The organism is Caballeronia sp. INML2, from assembly GCF_023631365.1.
GTDB lineage: Bacteria > Pseudomonadota > Gammaproteobacteria > Burkholderiales > Burkholderiaceae > Caballeronia > Caballeronia turbans.
On sequence record NZ_JALQDH010000010.1, the window covers coordinates 125,458 to 146,710 of the forward strand.

The following is a 21,253-nucleotide window of genomic DNA, read 5'->3' on the forward strand; positions in this document are numbered from 1 at the left end:
CTTGAACCTCCAGACTTTCCCTAGCAACATTGGCGCGGCGGCCAAGTATGCGGTGTGCGCCGTCAAGCTTGCACAGGTTGAGGATGCCACTAAGCGTGACTCAGTCACGGGCGTAATCGTTGCGGACGAATCGAAACGTAGCCAAGCGATGTGTGCAATCCAGCGCGGTCCGAGCTTCCCGATCGATCTTATGTTTCGAGCATGCGGGCGGCGAGCGCGCTGGTTCGAAAGACGAGAGTCGGATCGTTGAGACCGAGTAAGCGGCGTAATTCACGAAGCACGAGAATGCCGGGGGCAGCCCCGGGACTGACGACGGGTGGTGACGACTCTCTGGTTGTTAGGCGCATTCCTTGGTAATGTCGGCCTGGGGCTAGAGTGCTTCCGCTTCCAGACGTGCAGTCGCACCGTGCGACGCTTGCGTTTTAGAATACATCTGACGTCTTGCCCGAATCATCTCCTTAATGAAAGCAATTCCGTCAGCCGGCATAGGCCCGTCAGCATGAATGGCAGCGAGCGTTGCTGTCAGATCGACATGCAGAACTTTGATTGTTATCTCAGGGCTCGACGGATGGACCCACCGTACGGTTCGATCAAGCTCACTGGGAAGAGTGGCCAACGCATCGATCTTCGGCGCGAGAATAATGGCGTCGACATGCGCCCCGGCGGCTATCTGCCGGGCCCGTTGAACATAAAACAGAGTTTGATAGATATCACTTTCAGCCAGCTTATTGTCGCCGCTGAAACGACTATGTGGTTCGACCGAGACATACCGGGGCTTGAACTTGGCATCGACTACTGCGATCGGCATCGACTTATCCATCAGGAAGAAATCTGGTCGGATCACCTGATATGTACGTCCGGTCCCGTCTAGAAGTGCATCGCGGGCAGTGTATTGATATTCGACTCCTATGCTCAGGTCAGATAACGACTCGGTCAGCAGACGTAGCGAGAACCGCTCAAAAATCACTGACATGTCGAATTCTAGACATTGCAGATCAGCAGACCTTCCCCCGAGTAAGTCTTCGGGAACATACCCAAACATGATCATGCGACATAGGCCAAGCACCAACCGATAACCCTCGGTCAATCGATTGATTGATTTCCCTGCCAGTTCTAGATCTTGTAACCGAACGAATTGCTTTCTGCAAATAGAGGACCAAACAAATTCTAATTTGCTAAGTCGCTGGCGTAACGAGATGTCGATATTTAGCTTTTGCGACGCCTCTAAACCCGCGAGCACGACTCGGTTCAAGCGGTTGTCAAGCGACAGCTCTGCGAAAACACAAGGAGCGCCGCCAGAAAACGGCTGCGTAAAAAACCGCGGCCAGTCAATGCTTCCACGTATACCGGGAACGACCTCGCGCTTCGTCTCATAATGGCGCGCCAGGTAACCTTGAGCCAAGTCCTCCGTAGCGACGGCCATCAATGTGGCAACCAGCACATCAAAGTCCACATGCGCGTCCCCTAGGGCCAGGGAAACCGGGCTGGAACTTTGATGCGCAAATTTCTTCAGAGAAATACCGAGAGAGAACAGAAAAAAAACAGTGAAATCTCGCGCCGACATATCCGGTACGACAGAATATACGGTATTCCCGACGCGCACCCGTCCTACCTTATGTGGAACTCGCCTCTTTACCCAATAACATGCCAGGTTCGGCTTGAAACGCCACTCGATTAAACGCCGCAAGCGAGCGTCGTCCTTCTCAGACAACGTCGTTGGATCGAACTCCGGAATAGCTCGGCCTTCCCCATCAATAATCACTGTTTTCATTCGAGACTCGGGCCGCGATGTTACTTTTCGGATTCAGCCGGTCCGCCCGGCGTCACTAGTCCAACCGACTCGACGGGCGGTTCTTCAACAGGTGCTTTGACCAACGAGCGGAGTGCGGCTATAAATTGCGTATCGTCGAAGTCGTTCATTCGACCAGTCGAAGAGACTAATGGCCCGAGAACCTCTGCTACTCGCGATCTATCAGAAAAGCAGTAGTCGACGATCAGCGGATGAATGTCGAATTGGAACCGTTCGCGAAGTTGTTTTATGGGATCGCCGCTTTCTGACACGCCAAAAAGAGCGTGCCCGATAGCACGATCAGGCTCAACTCCGACATTCAATAGCCGCGCATTGATTTCGTTCATGATAGACGCTACGCGTATTCCATCAATCGAGTTTGCCCAGCCTGAGGAAGGCCCAAATACTTCTCCATCCGGGACGAACTCTACGAATGCAAACCGACGGCGCAACGCGACATCTAGTAAGCTGACGCTTCTGTCGGCGGTATTCATCGTGCCGAGAAGATAAAGATTGTCCGGTATGTTTCGCTCAACCGTGGGATCCTGGGCGAGACGAAAGTTGATTCCGCGTTTATCGGCTTCAATAAAGGTGATCAGTTCGCCGAAAACCTTTGCCGTATCGGCGCGGTTGATTTCATCGATTAGTAGCAGCGTTGGACAGCCTTCCGCTGCCGTTTTGCATGCCTCCAGAAGCGCGCCTAATTGAGGAACAAATTTGTTGGTTACAGAGTCACGGTCTGGCCGCCAACCCCACACAAAATCCTCATAGCTGTATGAAGGATGAAACGTGACCGTAACCACGCTCGCTGAACCGTGCCGGCCCTTCCAAAACTCAGCGATAGCCTGAGCTGCGAAGGTCTTCCCCGTGCCCGGGGGACCGAACATCACCACGTTTTTTCGCGCCAGCAACACGTCGAGGTACGCAGGAAATTTTCCGTGATTTGCAGACAATCGATCCCGGTAGTCATCCAATATTCGAAGGCACAAGTCCTTAACGTTGTCTGGAATGGCGGTGTGCGACCTTGCGGTGGACGCCATCGGTATTGTCCAGCGTGACAATTTTTCATCTGCTGCCGCCCGAGACGGGTCGCAAGCTAAATCAAGCGCGATCATGAAGATTTTTCGGGCTTTACCGCGACTTGCGGACTGTTCGATAGATCTCGCTACGCGGTCGAGGCCAGTGAGTGCGGGATCGCCGGCTCCCGCTAGCGCTGTTATCTTTGCCTGCAGTGCAGCAGGATCCCAATCGGGCAAGCTCGTATCGAACTTTGCGACATGGTCTAGTGGTGAGAAATCCCCTAACCGCTTCGCGAAGGCCGTTAACATGTACATTGCCGGAAGATTATCAAGCAATGGGTCGAGACCGTATCTGTTCACTTTGTCGGACCAAAACTCCTCAATCCCGACGTAAAATGGTTCCCTACAAATTAACGCTTCGCAGATTAAGCAGAGCTGTCGCGGCAGCTCATACTGATAATCGTTGTTGTCTATTTGATAGTTTTGCCATGCAGCAAGCACTCCGACGCCCAGAGGAGAAAGTTGGCTGCTTGAGACTGCAATCTTCGCGCCTCGCAAGTCGGTTCCCCGTTGCGGCGAAATCGTCCCACCTTGTTGTATTGTGACAAGGTCGGCTGTGACGTCATCGAAATCCCTCATGGACGTCGCGAACGGATCGGCCGCCTCCTCCGGCGCGTAGCGACTGGACGCAGCTTCACGGAGCCATTTAATGAAAGGCTCGCCTACAAGCGGGTCAAACCACGGCATACGCAGGCTCCGTTTTATCTACTTGAGCCGGTGTCGGTGACGTTTTCTCTGCAACAAAAAGGTATTCGCTCACCTGCAACGCTTTATGCCCGCCGTAACTTTGATAGTTCAGACGGTCGATCGGATAAAACTTCATTGAACCCGGTTTGAAGAGGTCAGAACTGAAAAACCGTTCAAGCTGCGATTTTCCCTCGTCGTCTGTTCCCGATTTGAAGTCATGCCAATGGTTTTTGCCATTAAAATAGCTCAAGATGACATGGCTACAATTTGCGCGCTTAATTAGCGTTTGCAACGACGGCAGGAAGGCCGTGGCGCTACAAAACGTCGAACTAAAGTCTGATGTCATATTTTGACCACGGACAAACCGGATATTGGAAAAATATTCATCCAAGTCCTCAATCTCCGGATAGACGGCGATCAAGTTCGGCAAGAAATAATATGCTGTGTATTGCCGAAAGTTATACGGCGGATCGATATACAGCACCGAATGGCGGTCCAGTTCCTTAACAAAGTCAAGGCTATCGCGGGCTTTCCCGATACTTTCCGCTGGTGGACCGCTGACCAGCGCGGAAAGAGTCGGCAACTGAGCGCAGATCGGCTTTAGCGCCCGAGGATCATAGAACGTCCTAGGGAAATCGTGATAGGTGCCTTGAATATTGGAAACCCTCTCGACTGCATCAAGGACGCAAGAGATGATGAGGCAGCGGGCGCTTTCTGTGATTCGTCCCGCCTGATGCCAGGTCCTTACCCGCGTCATTGCCCTGTCCAACGCTGCAGCATTGTCGGCGGACAAGAAGCGGCGGCGACCCACCGAACCTCGTCCACTGACAAATCCGCTTTTTGCTCCAGCTTCGCAGTAGTGATCGAAGAAGTCACTGCGGATATCCCTCTTCCGGAACTCCCTCGGGGCATAGGGAGAAAAGATCTCTGAAATGAGCAAGTTCCAGTCATGCAGTAGCGAATCGTCGAAGAGATCGTTTGCGTCAGCGCTATTGCGATGGGCCGGACGAGCGTTCGTCATCGACCGTTTGCTGCGTCTCAACAGATCGGAGACGGAAATGTCTGGGAGCGATGTGTTCGACAGGTAAGCGCGGCCGTAAGTCCACGACAAAATATTGATGTCATTCGACGAGACGCGGAATCCTGCGCGCCGTAGAGCGACGCTTACAGCGAGGGAGCCTGAAAAGGCATCACAGACATGATCGCCCGGCTGTGCGATATTGTTGACCAGCTTGACGATTTCGTCCGCGAGGAAGCTTTTATTGCCGAGATATCGTTGAAGCATTATGCCTCGCACAAAACAAGTATTTCGGGATCGTCCCGGTGAAGATTGCTGTTGTCCGCCGCATTGAACTGGCGGTACGAATGTGAGAATCGAGCGACCGTGACTTTCTTCTTCGTATAGGCCATTTCACACATCTCGATTAGCCTTGGCAAGCTAATCATCCTTGCGTTCCCGTTTGATAGCTCACTTGATTCTGAATAACTAAGAACAAGCGATGCTCCGGCAGCCTTGGACCCTTGAACGAGTGCCGTAAAGGCATTTGTACTTTTTGTCTTCGACGAAAAATCGGACTTGAATCGCCCTTCGTTATAAAGGCCCGACGTTATCCTTCCTGACTGCATTTGCAGGACGGGCACTTCATATTTCGCGACCACTTCGAGTACGTGGTAGAAGCGCGAATATTGTTGTGCGGTGTAAGGAGGGTCAGCATAAATCAGGGCAGGGCGTTCTTCCTTGAAAGAAGCAAATATTCTGTCTACCGGCGCGGCAATTGAAAAGTTCCCTTGCTTTCGTGCAGACGGCGCTTTATCGATGCTATCGCACGCACTCAAAAATGCGGAAATGACATCGATCTTCCGGTCCTGAAACAGGCGCGTGTGATAGAACTTGACATTTGAATTCGCAAGTTTTCCTAGTGGCTGAGCAAAATGCTTTCCGGCAGAGCAAACAGCCTTAGACATGGCCGAATACAAACCTGATAGGAGCGCCATCTCTTTCCACTTCGGCAAGTTTTCTTCAAGCTTAAGCCGAAATATTTCGTTGCGAATGAAGTCGAGGCAAAGCGACTGAAAGAGGCCAAAATAAGTTCCGGCATAGAAAGACGAGATGATTGCAACGTTGTTGTATCCAGACTGTCCTTGACGTTCGCTCGCGCTTCGCAGCCAGGTCGCGTCGTGCGCGTTCCGCCATGCCTGCGGTAATGTGATGTAGAAATGAGCCAACTGCTCACTGGGGCCCGCACTTAGAAGCGTCGCCTCGCGAGAGACGACTGCCTGCAAATCCCCCGGAAGTTTCATCCGACTGAGCTTAGCTGCTATTTGGGCGGCTTCCGAACTGCACGTTTCGCCCGAATTTCTTCCCTCGCCCAACAAGGCACCGGCCAGGTGCTTACAGAAAAGCTGAGCATCGACGGCAGTCACCTTCGCGCCATGTAAGGCAAACGCTTGCGACACCACGCTCGATCCGGAGAACAGGTCATAGACTCGATCCCCGGGACGATAAAGCCCGGAGCTCGACGAGAGCAGATCGGGAAGCGTACGGAGCTTGCTGCCTAAATATTGGATCGGCCGGAACACCGACGCCAATGCGGGCGCACTACCTGGAACGTCAGCGGGCGGGTCATATTCATGGGACGATGCTTTTTCGAACATTATTGGTTTGATCGGGCACTTTTTTCGGATCGAAGAGGGTCGCCGAGCCAAACGCACGGCCATTGATGAGCGTTTGCGCGATTCTACAGTGCGGAAGCGAGTGTGTAACCTCTCACCGGTCGATCCTGGCTCGGGCGGGGTCCGGGTCGCGACCCCGACACTTATCGAGGAACACAGGCAGTTGCTGATATGAGATTGAGAGATACTTCTGTAAGAACGCGGATGGGGAGTCATGGGACGGGACGAACTCTGGTCCCGGTTGCTCCACCTTATTCAGCTCACGACCGGGCCTGCTCGTCGCTTGCCGGTATCAGGCGGGGCAGAACGAACCCTCCAAGTGCCTCTGCCGTGCTCGCAGGGTCTTGAAATACTTCGTGGCGTCTACCTTGTCGGACAGTGCCATGTTCCCCACCGAACGATGTCCGTTAAGAGCTAACGGTTCGCTCTGTGCGCCGAGCGAGCGCATGGACGCAGACTACGTGCTATCGAGGGAGACTGCCACGGCGCGGGGCGATTCGTCCAACTGCTCGAAGAATTCGGCGAACCGTTGCGGCGCGATTGCGTTTCCTGTCTTCAGTTCGTTGATGGCGGCTTCGATTGCCTGCAGCTTTGACAGCTTCGCGCGCAACGGCGCGACGCCCGTCGCAAGGCGCTCGACGGCGGCGAGAATCGGCGCGCCGCCAGGAGTGTCCTCAAATTCGGGGCGCGCCGTGAATCTTTCGAACCGTGCGGTCACTGTGTCCACGTCTTCCAGCACGCGGACCAATTCCTCTTCGACGACGTTCGTTTCCCGGGCCGTCTGAATGATGGCCTCAGCCATCTGTGCGATGAAACCGCGAACGATGCTTTCGGACCCGCGCAACAAGGCGTGTTCGCGGACAACCCGCGCGTCCTGTTCCATGTTCGGGCTTAGGCCCAGCAGCCAGTCAGTCGAGACGGCATAGACCTCCGCCGCTTGGCGAAGAAACTTCCAATCTCTCGGCGTCGGACGTACGCCGGATTCAATCTGCGAGAGTTGCGACGAGTTCGCGTAGCCAAACTTTTCCGCCGCTTCGATAGCCATCATGCCTTGCATGACGCGAGCCTCAATCAACTTGTGCCGCAGGGCTTCGAGTTCAGGGGCATGCTGCGGTTGCGCTTGAAGCGCGTAAGCGGCTTTCGCAGAGCGATTTCGCGCTGCGCATCGGTCACGCCCCTTTCATCGCCTTCGATGGCCTTTTTTTCGCTCATGTCGTTTTGCGGACTTCCTCAAGTGCGACGGCAAGGCGTTCGAGCCGCGCCGTCAGATGTTCAAGTCGGTCAAGCGTGGACGCGGACTTGCTGCCGTCGCGCGTGCGCCACGATTCACGGGACGCCCGCTTGCGGATCGTGTTCGGGGCGACGCCATATTCGAACGCCAAAGTCTTCGCGGGTACGCCGCTGCGGTAGCGTTCCTCGATCCCCAGCCATTCGACGGGCGTCAAGTGTCGCGACATTCGACGCCCTCCTAGACGACGTGGTGCAGGTCGCCGTCTTGCAGATGGCTCGCGTCATACAGCGGTCCGGACCCCGAGAATGTGCGAAGGCGTTCGATGCGCGCGCGGGCCGCGTCAAGCTCGGCAATCCATTCGTCGCGGTCTTCAGGGCGCGGGCGAATCAGCCCGGCGCGATCAACATCTGACGGATGAATGCCAGCCTCGATAAGGCGTTCTCGATGTTCCTTGCGGTTCGCTTCGTAGCGGGAGATCCGTTTCTCAAGACTAGGGATCGCGGAAGCTTCGAGACCCAACATCGCCGAACTAGATCGGCGCAAGGCTTCAGAATGCTTCTCGCGATGCTGCGCGGCGAACTCCTTGAGCGCCCTCACTTCGGCGCGCGACAAGCTCGCGGCTTCATGTACTTGCGATGCCGCGTGGCACAATGCTCCAAGAAGCCCATCAGGCGATTGACCGGCCAGAAACGCGCGCGCAACCAGGACTGCCGGTTCAAGCGCGGCGGCGGCGGCGCGGTGAGCTTCCGCTAGATCACGGGCGGCGCGAGCAATATCGGGACGGCGGACGGTATCGAAGAACGCCCGAAGCACGTTTTCGTCGTCGGCCAGAAAGTTTTTGATTGCGGTCGAGTTCATTGGGCGCGTCCCGTCCTATCCATGTATGAATGAGGATTCATACTCGCATTCCTTGCGACTCAACCGGTCTGACGTTTTCCACTTGTCCACACGAGAATCCATTCGGCGATATGTCCGGGCAAGTACTCGCGTGCGCGGGCGCGCGCCCGCGCGCCTATGGCGTAAGAAAATTCGGTCGCGCGTTTCATCAGATTCACTTGCGCGCCTTTATCGGATTGGCTCTGCGCAATTTCAGGTCCTTTGTCGGCACGCTCGGTGACGATGCGTTCGAGGTCGCCGTTGATGAGGGCGCGGACGTGCGGGATTCAAGCTGTATGGATTTTGTGCCGAGCGTCGCCTAGGCTCCGATACGGACGCTGCGGAGATGCTTCCGAGCGACGGCTGGCAAGCCCGCATCAATGCCGCACTGCGAACCTATCTCGCGGAACACTTGCTATGAGAAACCCGTCGCGCGCCCGATTGAATTGGACGGACCGTCCCACCTATGGGCCGTGGTTGACTTCCTGCGCGAAGAGAGAATCCGCCACTTCTACCTTGCCTATGTGATGAGTCACGCGGACGCGATGCCGGACGAAGTGCGCGCCGCCATCGCCGATATCGACCGCTCGCGCCGGGGCTTCCCGACCCGATACAAAAAGCCTGGCGCGGGGCCGGGCAAGGATTGAGGCGGTCGTTATATCCACCGCGTTGCGCGTGAACAGGCCGAAGCTCGCGCGATGGTCGGCGCGCTACTCAGCGTTTTCGCCGTTCCCGCGCGTGTCAAGACGGCGCTCAATCTCCGCGCGACCGGCGGGCGTCAATTGCGGCCATGCGACAGCCTCGCGACCCCGCATGATGACCCACCCACGGGAACTAGCCTCGGGCGTCGCCTTCCACTTGCGCGCGTCGTCGCGATACAGCCAGCCTTCGCGCCCCAAGACCGCGAACAGGCGATCACGCGGGATGCCAAGCTCCGATGCAGCGGCGGTTACGCTCCGATGATCGGCGTACCGGGCGCGAAGCTCTTCGGCCCGCTCTTCGGCCTTCCGGGCGACGCGCTGTTCCGCGCGCTCAACATTCAACGCGATGATGCTCGCGGGAACGCGCGAGATACCGGCACGGGCAAAGAAGCGGCGCGTGCGGGCTTCCACCTGTTCGGCGAGCGTACGAGTCTTGCGAGGCTTCGTCGGCGTGCTCACAGGCTCACCTCCCCCAGCGCGGCAGTGCGGACCGCATGGTTCGCCCGCAGACGGGCCAGCGCGTCGTCCACCGAGTCGCGCGGTGCGGCGCGATGCACGCTGTCGCGGGCCTCGACAGCGCGGCGAATTTCGCGCGCCCAGTTCATTGCACCCATTGACGGCGTGCTCCGCTTTTCTTTGTTGGTCATATTTTCCTAAACGAGTTAGTCATCCTAATCAGGATAATCGGTTGATGGCTGATATAAGGCGTTTCTACGGCTTGCGGGCGCGACCCGCTACCAACCTATTCGCCGAGCTGTATCGGACCAGCCATCGCGCGATTGTCGGCCTTTCCTCGCGCGTTCAAAGTGAACCAGTCCTCTCGCATCGGTGTCCGTCAAACGGCGACGACATTCGGTCGCGTGCGCGTATAGATACACAGACGCTGCGGGTTACCGGTGTTATGGTGTTACCTAGTCGTTAAAGCATTGATCGATAAGATGTTTTTAGTAACACCAACGTAACACTGAGCGGGCCAATCGAGTGTTACCGCCCGTCTGTGGTAACACCGAAGAGAAGATCGTGTTACGACGGTGTTACCGCCAATCTCTTGCTGGATAAGGGCTTTAAAGGTTGGTAACACCAGTAACACTGGTAACACCATGATTTATCGCGCGCGTGTCTGCCTATCCCTCCGTATCGCTGCGCGCGGTCTGCGTGAATACATAGAAGCGCCGTACTAGACCCGGTTGGTCGGGCGTTTTATGCGTGCTCGTCGCTTTACCGTCTCGGGCCTTGCGCAACATGCCAGCAGCCTCAAGGGCGTCTGCTGCTGCGCTTTTATCGAACCCTTCGGCGATCTCATCCGCGAACACACCCGGAATCACCAACCATACGGGCGTACCGGCGTCAGTCGGCTTGAAGTATCCAGCCGCGTTCTGGATTCGAGGGGGCCAATCGAGTTTGCCCGCATCACGGCAGTCGATGAAGCGCGCCGCCGCGTGCAGGCCGAACCAATACTCCGCCCGCTCGATGATTTGCTGGTCTTCGCGATTGCCCGTGCCGAAGCGCGACAGCCACGCCTTGAAACAAACCATCACAGCGGCATGACCTTCGCCGGACTTCCATCCAAGCAACCCGGCGTCGGTCGCGATTTCGAGAGCTTCACCGGCGACAGCAAAGCGCGCGACGACGCGGCGTACTTGACCCGATGTGCCGTCCGGCAACTGGTCCTGCTCGCGAGTAATCGCGGCACGCAAACGCTTCGCAATTTCGTCCCGGCGCGCAGCTACGTATCCGATAAAGGCGCGACCTACCGTCCCGTGATGCAGACGGGCAGCTTCGTCAAGCGCTTCAGCCAGTTCGCCGCTGGTCGCATACTCGTGCAACGTGTCGAACGCACCGAGGCCCTTTCCGGCGTCTGACGGCAGGCTGGCAAGGCGTACTTCCTGTCCGGCGCGAACACGATGACCACCGCCGCCAAGATGCGCGGCGAGGTCGATTTCTCCCGTCGAGAGCGCCATGACACGCCACCGAGCCATCGAGCGATTGCCGCCTTCCTTCGCGCCCTGCATACGGCTCTGACCGTTAAAGACCACATAGGCCGCGCGCGTGATGGCATCTGCGGAGCCTTGCCCCATTTCATCCAGAAGCATCAATCCGTCATTGCGCGCCGCCGCCGCATTGCTCAATGCGAGTGCGGTTGAGTCCCAACTCAAGACCTGTTGCCGGGGATTGCCCCACACGGACGCGCCGATTTTCGCGCTCGTGGTTTTGCCGGAGCCTGACTTTCCGAACAAATGGAAGCCGCCGCTTTCGTAATCCACCAAGTCGAGCAGCGGTGCGCCGAAGGCCGCGCCAAGCGCGAGAGCAGGGCGCGAGTTCCCACGCGTCAGTCGGGCGACGGATTCACGCCAGCTATCGACCGTTCCTTGCGCGGCGTAGGCGGCGGATGCACTGGCATCGCCACCGAAAAAGATCGGCATGACGGGCTTGCCGATGACCGTGCCATCCGGAAGCACATACGCGCCGTGTTGCCAGCCGCCGCGCGCGGTGACATGGTGCAGGTCATCGGCTCCTTGGGTTTGAAGGAAGTCTGCGAGCTTTTCGAGCGCTTTGCGCGACGAGCTAACCGCCAATCCGCCGCGACGCAACAGCGACCAGCCTTCGCGCTCGCCGACCGCATCAAGAGGCAAGGCGACGGACCGCGCATCGCCGCTACCACGAGCCTTCCAGCGAAGGATACGGCTCGAATGTCCCTGCTCGTCTTCTCCACGCCCGACGACTTCGATCTCGTCGCAGAGCCAGAGGGGTGCGGACTGGATGGCCTTTCCCGCCCCCTTGCTATGCGTGACGCCGTAGAAGAACACGCCATTAGGACGAACCTCGAAACGTTCACTCGGCTCGTCTTCGTCGTCCGGTTCGTCGTCATCGACGACAAAGGATACGGACGACACAATTCGTGTGCGCCCGATCTGTTCGCGCACAGCCTCCACCCCAAGATGCCGCCGAAGGTCGTCAAAATCATTCATGTCGGCGGGGCGGTCGGGGCCGAAGTCGGGTACCACGCAGACGCCGCCGACAGCCTTCGCCGCATCATGCGCCTGCTTTTCGCCGTTGCCAACGTCCGCCAGCACGATCAATTCCGTGTCAGGGAAACGCTCGCGGAGGGCTTTCGCCACCTTCGTCATGTTGCCAGCGGAAAGCGACGCGACAGCCGCATCGTCGGTGCATGCGTGCGCGCTCATCGCCGTCGCACAGCCCTCGGCAACCAAGATGCGCTCGGGGGCTTCCGGAAGGCGCGCGACAGACCAGAATCCGCTCGACTTCGCGCCACCCTTCAAAGCACTCTTTCGACCGTCGCCATCGATAAGCTCTACCGTCGAAAGACTCGAATCGATCATCACAGGCACAGTCAGGATGCGGCCCGACAGGCGCTCGTCGGACGAGTGGGGCGCGTAGCCGACGAGTTCGAGCAGTGCTTCGGCATCAATCTCCCGCAGCGTATCGACGGCTGCGAGCCCTTTGCGCTGCAAGTAAGGATGGTCGTCGCGAGCAGGTGAAGCCGCATTCCAGACGCCTTGCGCCCGCTTCGCCGCCTCGCCTGCTTTACGCACACGTTCAGCTTCGTTGCGGGCGCGGTCGGCGTCGCGCGTCGCCTGCTTGCGCTCGACCTCGGCGCGGTCCACGACAGGACGTGATCCGCCGTCGGCATAACCGTTTTCCTTGGCGATGTGCTTGACAGTTCCGATGCGCACTGTGCCCGACTCGGCGTTACGCCACGTTGCCCGCGCCGTCTTCTCGCAATATTTCACGCCGCCTTGGCTCCACGAATCGAACAATCCGAAACCGGCGTCGCCGAATTCGGTCTTCAATGCCGTGCCGATGCGGAGCCAATCCGGGTACGGGATATCGGGAGGAATGGCAGCGAGCATCTGCCTGATGCGTTCGACCTCGCTGACGACGGATTCACTCGCTCCCATCGACAGCCTCCGTCGAAACTGCGCCCGACCGGTCGCTCTTCACGTACGGTCCGGCCATAGCAGTGCCTTCGATCCATTGAGAAATCTGTTCGGCTTGCTCGGCGACCATGTTGGACGCCGTTTCTGCGAGCACGAGGAGGGCGTCTTGCGTCGCCGTGTGAATCAAATCCGGCTCGTCACGCTCGACACGAAGGATCTGCGCACGCGCAACACGAACGGCTGCGGCGACGCCTTGATTCACAGCGTGGGCACGAGCAAGGAAGTCGGCGACCGGTCCTACTGCGACGCGGGCATAGCGGTCAACGGCGTCACGCACATCGCCGACAGGACCATGGTTACGCTCGATGAAGGGCAGCGGCTTATGCATGGCGCATCCCCTTCGACAGGTCGGCAAGCATGCGCAGAGCATCTGCCAGCGTGTCCAGCGCGTGAAAGATGGTCGATGCGTTTGTCGCGTCGCGCAGGGCGGCGTTGATGAATTTCTGAAGGTCGGATTGATTCGTTTGCTCAGGACGAGCGATGGCTTGGCGCATGATGCGGTCTCCTACGTTAATGTTGGAAACCCGCTTTCCGACGCCAATCGGGGTGGGCGGGCAGATGACGGGGTTGGCGTACCGGAACGTAGGCACCGGCGAGCGCAAGCGCTCCCCCGCCAAAGCCCGCCCATAGTGGACGTGCAAAGGCATGACGGACGAAAAAATAGCCGCTGAAACGGCGGCTTGTCCGCCTACGTTGATCGAGACGCCAATCTCGGTACCTGTTGTCTCAGGCACGCGTCCAGTATAGCTGAACGCGGTGTGTTCACAAGCGCGATTGATCACTCGGCATCCTCCGTTTCAAATCCTTCGAAGAGGGAAAGCTGCGTATTCACGCGACCAAGCGCGGTGCGGTTTTGATCAATGCGCGAGTAGTCTTCCGGCGTGGCCGCGCAAGCCAAGAGGCGACCGCCAAAGCCCACCGCCTCGCACACCTGATAGCGCGTCATATCGCGGGCGTGCGCGACGCCGACAAACTGGTTGACGCCCGTGTAGACGGCAGTGAACGACAGATGCAGTCGAGCAACGCACGCCGCGACGATCGTGAGCAGCGGCTCCCGGTCCGACACGCTGCTGCGCTTGTTCGGGTTGCTGGTTGCCGAGGCGAAGCCTCCGCGCAAGATGCGGTCAATCTGCAAGTCGCACCAGACGGAGAAATCGACATTGCACCAACGAGCGAGGGCAACTCCGAGCTTCGGGTGAAGCATGGTGTAACCGCCACGCCCGCGTTTCGTGCGCCGTAAATCCCGCACATCTGCGGTATTTAGGGCTTTCGCAAGGGCGCGCAGATATGCTTTGGTCTCCGCGAGGCGAAACCAGTCGTCCAAGTGCTTGCCAAAGCGTGCCGTGACATGCGTTCCATTGATCCAGCCATCACGCGCGAACAGGACCGGCTGGCCGTCGTATTCCACGCTCAGGAAGCTCGCCGCCCCGCCGTCGCGCAATTCGCGCGGCAGGTAACAGTCCGCGAACGCGTCGCCGACGTTAATGACCGGGTTGACGTTGTTCGTCGTCATTACACGGCCTCCGGCATCAGCAGCTTGCGGAGTGCGCCGACATTCCAGCGCGTATGACCAGCAATGGTTATCGGCGGAGGCAAATCTCCACGTTTAGTGCGATTCCAGACTGTGGAATTGCTGCATTCGAAAAGCGCAGCAACGACTTCAACGGATACGCCAGCCGCATTCGGCAGTGTGTCGAAGTCGCGGAGAGTCTTCTTGGTTTTCATCATATCGACTTGAAGATCGTCCGGGATGGACGTGGTCGATAAGAATTAGATATGACGGAATGATTCGCTGCGAGCCATGACGGCATGCCCGTTTTTATGCCTTCGCCGCTCGCTCGCCCATTTCGTGACGGCATAAAAACGGGTGTGTTTTCATGCCGTCACATTTTCACGGCTTCTCGCGTGCCTCGTTGACGACCTGACGCCCCAGTACACGGCAGACTTCGGGGTGAAGGAGCGCGCGCGCTTGTGGTTTAACCGTACGCTGAATCATGGGCTCGACGGCGCGCATCTGAGGGCCGCGCAAGGGTTCGTCGGGAAACAGTGCGTGCCCGATGACCGAATAGCTCAAGTGACCTCCGTGCATCGCAGCCCACAGGCTGAGGTCAAGATATGGCAATAGTCGTTTTTCGTGCCATTTCACGAAATCAGCGGGTCCGAAGCTTCTGGGAATTTTTGACATTTCCGCCTCGCTTCTTATGCGCTTCAACCAAGCCATGAACTCTCGGAGTAGATCATCGTCCGAAGCAGCCAAGTCAACTTCGATGCGAAAGACGTTCTCGAAGCCGTCTATCTCACGGTGAATCTCCCATGCCGGGGTTTCGCGAAGCCCATCAATGGCGTCTGCGCGCTCTGACGGGCGAAGATATTCCGCTTCATTTATCGCCTCTTTCCACTTTTTGAGCGTTGAAGGCGCGTCTTGATAGTCGCGGCCAGTGAGATCGCGAATGAGAGGCTCGTCGGCTCCATAAGCAAACGGACGGTAGTCATCACGCTTCTCGGGGAGAGGATTGGAAATGAAATTGGCAGCGTGATCTCGCAAAAATTCCACGCGGTCATCCAAGGTCCAATCCTCTTCTTCAATCACGTCTTCGGGATATTGCTTTGCGAGCAAATGAACTGGATATCTGTATGACAGCGCGCGCCACCATTCCTCAACTGTCCACTTTGCACATTGTTCGTATTTTTCTAGGCTGAAATCACTCGGAAGATCGCCCAACCCGAATTCGATAGGTTCCATTGCTTGCCCGTAGCCAAGCCCTATAGAAGAGCCGCGCCAGCCGAGTAGGGCACTCGGTTTTCGCCCTGTCGGGCTAGGCGCGGCAAACTGTCACGCCTGCTTATGTAGCGGAATAACGTCGCCTGCTTTGACGACCGTCGCGCAGAACTCTGCCCAATCCGTCATAAGTCGGCGGCGCTTTTCGAGCACGTCGCCGCGCCAGTAAGCCGCTTCGGTTGCATCCCCTTTGATGTGTGCCAGCGCGACTTCGGCAAGCTCGCGCGGATAGTTCGTGTATTCACTCGCCCAGTCCCGGAAGGTTGACCGGAATCCGTGTGGCGTGGCCTCCAGACCCTGCCGACGCATGATCGCGAGCAGAGCCATATCGGACAGCGCGCGCTTCGCACGTGGGCTCGGGAATACTAGGTCGGTATCCTTCTGGCGTTCAATCGACTTGATGAGCGTGACAGCAGCCGGTGACAGCGGTACGCGATGCTCCTTCTTCGCCTTCATCTTCTCCGCCGGCACCGCCCAGATGCCTTTGTCCAAGTCGATCTCTGTCCACTCGGCGGCTCGTGCTTCGCCGGAGCGTGCGGCGGTCAATATCGAGAACTCCAGGCACCGCGCGCTGACGCCCTCGATAGCGCGCAGCGTCTGCATGAATGCGCCCATCTGGACGATCGGCAGAGCGGGGTGATTGCGTACGCGCTTCGTCTTCTTGGGTGCCGATAGCAGCTTGTCGAGATTGCCGCGCCACGCCGCCGGGTTGACTCCTTCATCGCGGAAGCCTTTGACCCGCGCCCAGTCGAGGATTGCTTCGATGCGGCCACGCAGACGAGAGGCAGTTTCCGTCTTCGTCGACCAGATCGGTTCGAGGATTTCAGTGACGTGCGATCGGGTGACGTGGCGGACCATCATTTTGCCGATCAGTGGATACGCGTATTCCTCAAGCGTGTACGTCCACTGCGCCCCGTGCTTCGAGTTGCGCCATTCAGGCTCCTTCGCCTTCATGAACCGCTTCGCCGCGTTTTCGAAGGTCATTTCAAGCGCCTGGCTGGCGCGCAGCCTGCTCGCAACCTCCTTCTTCTGCATCACCGGATCGACGCCACCAGCGATCTCGTCGCGGGTCTGCTGTGCCTTCCGCTGTGCGTCTGCCAGACCGACTCCCGGATAAGCGCCGAGCCCAATTTCGCGGCGCGTGCCCGCTACCGATGCACGCAGTACCCATGATTTTGAGCCGGTATCGGTGACTTTGAGATAGAGGCCCGCGACGCCACCCACCGGATGCTTCCCCGGCGTTGTCATGCGTTTCACGGCCAGCGGTCCTAGTTCTTTCGCTTTCTTCGGCATGGTTGCTCGTCGTAAGGCCGGCGTCCTCGCCAGTCCACCATCCAGTCCACCATAAAATGTACGACTGAACGCGACGAATCGCAACGAGTTTAGACAATGCGGGGGAGGGGCTTTGCGGCGAACGCCTTTTCTGACAAGGCTTTGCGCAATCAAACGAGACGAATCTGGACGATTCAAAATAGGCGGAGTGGCGGAGGCGGTGAGATTCGAACTCACGGAAGGATCGCTCCTTCGCCGGTTTTCAAGACCGGTGCCTTAAACCGCTCGGCCACACCTCCAGCAAGGCGCGTATTGTAGCGCAAGTCATCGTCGTGGAGAAACGCTCATCCTTCGAGCGATTTCGTCGCCTTGAGCGCGGGGAAAAGGCGCATCCAGACCATCGCGACGACGATCGTGCCGATTCCGCCGATCAGCACCGCGGGCACCGCACCGAACAATCCCGCCGTCATCCCCGATTCGAACTCTCCGAGCTGATTCGACGTTCCGATGAACAGCGAATTGATCGCGCCGACGCGCCCGCGCATTTCATCGGGCGTCTGCAACTGCACGAGCGACATGCGCACGACGACGCTGATTACATCCGATGCCCCCAGCGCCGCGAGCGCGACGAGCGACACATAGATGTTGCGCGACAGCCCGAACACGATGGTCGCGATGCCGAACGCGATCACGCCGCCGAACAGCGCATTGCCCGCGCGCTGTCGCAACGGAAAATGCGCGAGCCAGATCGATCCGGCGAGCGCGCCGACCGCGGGCGCGGCGCGCAGAATACCGAGTCCCCACGGCCCGGTGTGCAGGATGTCATGCGCGTACACCGGCAGCAGTGCGGTCGCGCCGCCGAGCAGCACCGCGAAGAGATCGAGCGACAGCGCGCCCAGAATCACCGGCTTGCCGCGAATGAAGCCGATGCCGGAAAAGAGCGCCTCCAGCGACAACGGCGCGCGCATGCGCACCGCTTCGTCGATTTTGATCGCGCCCACCGCGCACGCCGCGACGAGAAACGCGACCGTCACCGCGCCGTACACGGTCAGCGCGCCCAGCCCATAGAGCACGCCGCCCATCGCGGGGCCGAGGATCTGCGCGGTCTGGTTCGCGGAGGTCGACCACGCGCTCGCATGCTGCAACTGATTGCGCGCGACGAGATTCGGCAAGAGCGCGGCCATCGACGGCGATTCGAACGCGCGCGCCGCGCCGGTGATCGCAGCGATTGCGTAGATCGGCGCGACATCGTGCCAGCCGTGCCATGCGCCGAGACACAGCACGAGCGCGGCGATGCCCTCGATCGATTGGCACACGTACGCGATCGTGCGCCTGTCGTAACGATCCGCGACGTGCCCGACGACGAGCGTCAGTACGAACATCGGCAGGAATTGCGCAAGGCCGACGAGACCGAGCGCATAAGCGCTATGCGTGATCGAATAGACCTGCCATCCGATCGCGACCGACATCATCTGAAACGCGACCGACGACATCACCCGCGCGGTCCAGAAGAGCGCGAACGGACGATGCCGCATTACCGAGTCCTGCGCCATCGTCGGCGCGCTCAATTTTGCGGATCCTTCAAGAACAGCTCCTGCAGATCGTTGAGAAAGCGCTGGCCGAGCTCGGTTGGCGCAATGCGCTCGATGTCGCGCGTGATGAGCCCGCGCCGCTCCGCTTCGACGAGCGCCGGCTCGATCGCGGACAGCGCCAGGCCCGTGCGCTCGACGAACGCATGCACCGGAAAGCCCTCGACGAGGCGCAGCGTATTCAGCATGAATTCGAACGGCAGATCGCGCGGGCCGACGTCGCGTTCTTCCTGAATGGCGGTTTCGCCGGGCGAAAGCGCTTGATCCATATACGTCGCCGGATGCTTGAAGCGCGCCTGACGCAGGATCTTCGACGGAAACGACAGCTTCGTATGCGCGCCCGCGCCGATGCCGAGATAGTCCCCGAAGCGCCAGTAATTCAGGTTGTGCCTGCTCTGGCGATGCGGCTTCGCATACGCCGACACTTCGTAGCGCGCGTAACCGGCTTCACGCGTGCGCTCGTGTATCCAGTCCTGCATGTCGGCGGAGGCGTCGTCGTCGGGCAGGGCGGGCGGGTATTTGGCGAAGAGCGTGTTCGGCTCCATCGTCAGGTGATACAGCGACAGATGCGGCGGCGCGAAGGAAATGGCCGTGTCGATGTCATGCCTGCATTCGTCGAGCGATTGCTGCGGCAGCGCGAACATCAGATCGAGATTGAAGTTGTCGAAGTGCTTCGCGGCGATCTCGACGGCTTTGCGCGCCTGCATCGCGTCGTGGATGCGGCCGAGCGCCTTAAGATGCGCTTCGTTGAAGCTCTGGATGCCGATCGACAGACGATTCACGCCGCTCGCACGGAACGACGCGAATTTCGCGGCTTCGAACGTGCCGGGATTGGCTTCGAGCGTGATCTCGGCGTCGGCATCGACGGGCAGCAGCGCGCGCGCGTCGGAGAGCAGCCGGTCGAGACCTTTGGCCGACAACAGCGACGGCGTGCCGCCACCGATGAAGATCGTATGCACCTGCCGTCCCCACACGAGCGGCAACGCGCTTTCGAGATCGGCGCGCAAGGCGTCGAGATAACGTTCCTCGGGGAACGTGCCGTCCTTCCATTCATGCGAGTTGAAGTCGCAATAGGGGCACTTGCGCACGCACCACGGGAAATGCACGTACAGCGAGAGCGGCGGCAACGACGTCAGCCGAACGCTTCCCGGCGACGTGAAAGCCTGCACCACGTTGATTGTCTTCGGTCCGGCGCTCACGCAAGTTCCTTCAGTCGTTGCAGCAGGTCGCGCAGCGCGAGCGCGCGATGGCTCAGCGCGTTCTTGCGCGCCGGATCGAGCTCGGCGGCGCTCGCGTCGAGCGTCGGCAAAAAGAAGTGCGGATCGTAGCCGAAGCCGTTTGCACCGCGCGGGACGTCGATCACTTCGCCATGCCAGCGGCCTTCCGCGATGAGCGGCTCGGGATCGTCCGCGTGACGCACGAGCACGAGCACGCAGAAGTAGTACGCGCGGCGATCGGCTTGCCCGGCGAGATCGGCGACGAGGCGCGCGTTGTTTGCCGCATCGCTCTTCGCGCCGCCGCTCATCGACGCATAGCGCGCCGAATACACTCCCGGCGCGCCGTTCAGCGCGCGCACGCACAAGCCGGAATCGTCGGCGAGCGCGGGCAGGCCGGTGAGCTTCGATGCGTGCCGCGCCTTCGCGAGCGCATTCTCGACAAAGGTCACGTGCGGCTCGGGCGCTTCGGGCACGCCGAGTTCGCCTTGCGCGATCAGTTCGATGCCCGCCGCATCCAGCAGCGATGCGAGTTCGCGCAGCTTGCCCGCATTGTTCGACGCGAGCACTACGCGGCCGAGACCCTGTGCGTCAGACACCTTGAATCCCCAACGCTTCCTTCTGCTTCAGGATCAGCGCGCGGATGCCACTGTCGGCGAGCGCGATCAGTTCATTCATCTCCTCACGCGTGAAGGGCGCGCCCTCCGCCGTGCCCTGCACTTCGACGAAACCGCCCGCGCCCGTCATCACGACGTTCATGTCGGTGTCGCACTGGGAGTCTTCTTCGTAGTCGAGATCGAGCACGGGCGAGCCTTCGAAGATGCCGACCGAAATCGCCGCGACGAAGTCCTTGACCGGCGTCTTCGTGATCTTGCCCGCCGCGAGAAGTTTGCCGACTGCGTCGTGCGCGGCGACGAACGCGCCCGTGATGCTCGCCGTGCGCGTGCCGCCATCGGCCTGGATCACGTCGCAATCGATATGCAGCGTGCGTGCGCCGAGCGCGTTCAGGTCGAACACCGAGCGCAGCGCGCGCCCGATCAGGCGCTGGATTTCCTGCGTGCGGCCCGTCTGCTTGCCGCGCGCGGCTTCGCGGTCGCTGCGCGTGTGCGTCGCGCGCGGCAGCATGCCGTATTCGGCGGTCAGCCAGCCTTGCTCGCGGCCGCGCAGAAACTCGGGCACGCGCTCGGCGACGCTCGCGGTGCAGATCACCTTGGTATCGCCGAATTCGACGAGCACCGAGCCTTCCGCGTGCCTCGTGTAATTGCGCGTGATGCGCACGTCGCGCAACTGGTTCCCGCGGCGGCCGCTCGGACGCGGGGGAGAAGGCTTGAGCAGGGGAGAGTCGGTCATGGGTATCGAAAGAAGAGAGTGGAACCAGCGAACCCAGCGATTTTATCGTTATTC

Annotated in this window: 21 protein-coding genes and 1 tRNA gene; 1 reads left to right on the forward strand and 21 read right to left on the reverse strand. The window is 59.3% G+C overall.

From position 1 onward, the window contains the following. Nucleotides 1-370 precede the first annotated feature (370 nt). From NCT32_RS03435 to NCT32_RS03465, 7 genes are all read right to left on the reverse strand, one after another. On the reverse strand, nt 371-1,771 hold the full coding sequence (locus NCT32_RS03435; RefSeq protein WP_250489887.1) for an McrC family protein: 1,401 nt from the start codon (nt 1,769-1,771) through the stop codon (nt 371-373). 20 nt (nt 1,772-1,791) lie between these two features. Continuing rightward, nucleotides 1,792-3,555: an McrB family protein gene (locus NCT32_RS03440; RefSeq protein ID WP_250489888.1), complete on the reverse strand. Its 1,764-nt coding sequence runs from the start codon at nt 3,553-3,555 to the stop codon at nt 1,792-1,794. Beyond that, entirely contained in the window at nt 3,542-4,840 is a 1,299-nt protein-coding gene (locus NCT32_RS03445; RefSeq protein ID WP_250489889.1) for a DNA adenine methylase, read from the reverse strand. The genes NCT32_RS03440 and NCT32_RS03445 overlap by 14 nt, the downstream gene beginning before the upstream one ends. Further along, a complete protein-coding gene (locus NCT32_RS03450) occupies nt 4,840-6,210 on the reverse strand; it encodes a DNA adenine methylase (RefSeq protein ID WP_250489890.1) in 1,371 nt (456 codons plus the stop codon). Before NCT32_RS03450 ends, NCT32_RS03445 begins: the two co-directional genes overlap by 1 nt. Nucleotides 6,211-6,685: 475 nt before the next feature. Next, nucleotides 6,686-7,285, reverse strand: coding sequence for a helix-turn-helix domain-containing protein (locus NCT32_RS03455; protein WP_250489891.1), 600 nt, complete (start codon nt 7,283-7,285; stop codon nt 6,686-6,688). A gap of 151 nt (nt 7,286-7,436) precedes the next feature. Next, the gene (locus NCT32_RS03460; protein WP_250489892.1) at nt 7,437-7,673 is read right to left on the reverse strand and encodes a hypothetical protein; all 237 of its coding nucleotides are present in this window, start codon (nt 7,671-7,673) and stop codon (nt 7,437-7,439) included. A 23-nt stretch (nt 7,674-7,696) separates the two neighbouring features. Next, nucleotides 7,697-8,317, reverse strand: a complete 621-nt coding sequence (locus NCT32_RS03465) for a hypothetical protein (RefSeq protein ID WP_250489893.1) — start codon at nt 8,315-8,317, stop codon at nt 7,697-7,699. Between the two features lie 464 nt (nt 8,318-8,781). On the opposite strand from NCT32_RS03465, the gene NCT32_RS03470 reads away from it, so the two are divergent. Beyond that, entirely contained in the window at nt 8,782-8,982 is a 201-nt protein-coding gene (locus NCT32_RS03470; protein ID WP_250489894.1) for a hypothetical protein, read from the forward strand. A 63-nt stretch (nt 8,983-9,045) separates the two neighbouring features. Here the strand turns inward: NCT32_RS03470 and NCT32_RS03475 are convergent, their stop codons facing one another. The 14 genes from NCT32_RS03475 to rph all read right to left on the reverse strand — a co-directional run bounded on the left by NCT32_RS03475 (nt 9,046) and on the right by rph (nt 21,199). Next, nucleotides 9,046-9,495: a phage antirepressor KilAC domain-containing protein gene (locus NCT32_RS03475; RefSeq protein WP_250489895.1), complete on the reverse strand. Its 450-nt coding sequence runs from the start codon at nt 9,493-9,495 to the stop codon at nt 9,046-9,048. Further along, nucleotides 9,492-9,683, reverse strand: coding sequence for a hypothetical protein (locus tag NCT32_RS03480; RefSeq protein WP_250489896.1), 192 nt, complete (start codon nt 9,681-9,683; stop codon nt 9,492-9,494). The genes NCT32_RS03475 and NCT32_RS03480 overlap by 4 nt, the downstream gene beginning before the upstream one ends. Before the next feature lie 477 nt (nt 9,684-10,160). Further along, nucleotides 10,161-12,956, reverse strand: coding sequence for a DUF927 domain-containing protein (locus tag NCT32_RS03485; protein WP_250489897.1), 2,796 nt, complete (start codon nt 12,954-12,956; stop codon nt 10,161-10,163). Continuing rightward, a complete protein-coding gene (locus NCT32_RS03490) occupies nt 12,943-13,323 on the reverse strand; it encodes a hypothetical protein (RefSeq protein ID WP_250489898.1) in 381 nt (126 codons plus the stop codon). The genes NCT32_RS03485 and NCT32_RS03490 overlap by 14 nt, the downstream gene beginning before the upstream one ends. Beyond that, nucleotides 13,316-13,777, reverse strand: coding sequence for a hypothetical protein (locus NCT32_RS03495; protein WP_250489899.1), 462 nt, complete (start codon nt 13,775-13,777; stop codon nt 13,316-13,318). Before NCT32_RS03495 ends, NCT32_RS03490 begins: the two co-directional genes overlap by 8 nt. Further along, complete coding sequence (locus NCT32_RS03500) at nt 13,774-14,508, reverse strand: KilA-N domain-containing protein (RefSeq protein ID WP_250489900.1); 735 nt, start codon at nt 14,506-14,508, stop codon at nt 13,774-13,776. The genes NCT32_RS03495 and NCT32_RS03500 overlap by 4 nt, the downstream gene beginning before the upstream one ends. Next, entirely contained in the window at nt 14,508-14,723 is a 216-nt protein-coding gene (locus NCT32_RS03505) for an AlpA family transcriptional regulator (protein WP_250489901.1), read from the reverse strand. The genes NCT32_RS03500 and NCT32_RS03505 overlap by 1 nt, the downstream gene beginning before the upstream one ends. Nucleotides 14,724-14,886: 163 nt before the next feature. Next, on the reverse strand, nt 14,887-15,738 hold the full coding sequence (locus NCT32_RS03510; RefSeq protein WP_250489903.1) for a DUF6387 family protein: 852 nt from the start codon (nt 15,736-15,738) through the stop codon (nt 14,887-14,889). Nucleotides 15,739-15,828: 90 nt separating this feature from the next. Further along, the gene (locus NCT32_RS03515) at nt 15,829-17,067 is read right to left on the reverse strand and encodes a site-specific integrase (RefSeq protein ID WP_250489904.1); all 1,239 of its coding nucleotides are present in this window, start codon (nt 17,065-17,067) and stop codon (nt 15,829-15,831) included. A 188-nt stretch (nt 17,068-17,255) separates the two neighbouring features. Continuing rightward, nucleotides 17,256-17,345: transfer RNA gene (locus NCT32_RS03520), tRNA-Ser, on the reverse strand. Nucleotides 17,346-17,390: 45 nt separating this feature from the next. Next, nucleotides 17,391-18,599: an MFS transporter gene (locus NCT32_RS03525; protein ID WP_250476450.1), complete on the reverse strand. Its 1,209-nt coding sequence runs from the start codon at nt 18,597-18,599 to the stop codon at nt 17,391-17,393. Nucleotides 18,600-18,610: 11 nt separating this feature from the next. Beyond that, nucleotides 18,611-19,834, reverse strand: coding sequence for a radical SAM family heme chaperone HemW (hemW, locus tag NCT32_RS03530; RefSeq protein ID WP_061118846.1), 1,224 nt, complete (start codon nt 19,832-19,834; stop codon nt 18,611-18,613). Continuing rightward, nucleotides 19,831-20,448, reverse strand: a complete 618-nt coding sequence (gene rdgB / locus NCT32_RS03535; protein WP_061118847.1) for an RdgB/HAM1 family non-canonical purine NTP pyrophosphatase — start codon at nt 20,446-20,448, stop codon at nt 19,831-19,833. Before rdgB ends, hemW begins: the two co-directional genes overlap by 4 nt. Then, nucleotides 20,441-21,199: a ribonuclease PH gene (gene rph / locus NCT32_RS03540; RefSeq protein ID WP_061118848.1), complete on the reverse strand. Its 759-nt coding sequence runs from the start codon at nt 21,197-21,199 to the stop codon at nt 20,441-20,443. Before rph ends, rdgB begins: the two co-directional genes overlap by 8 nt. Nucleotides 21,200-21,253 lie beyond the last annotated feature (54 nt).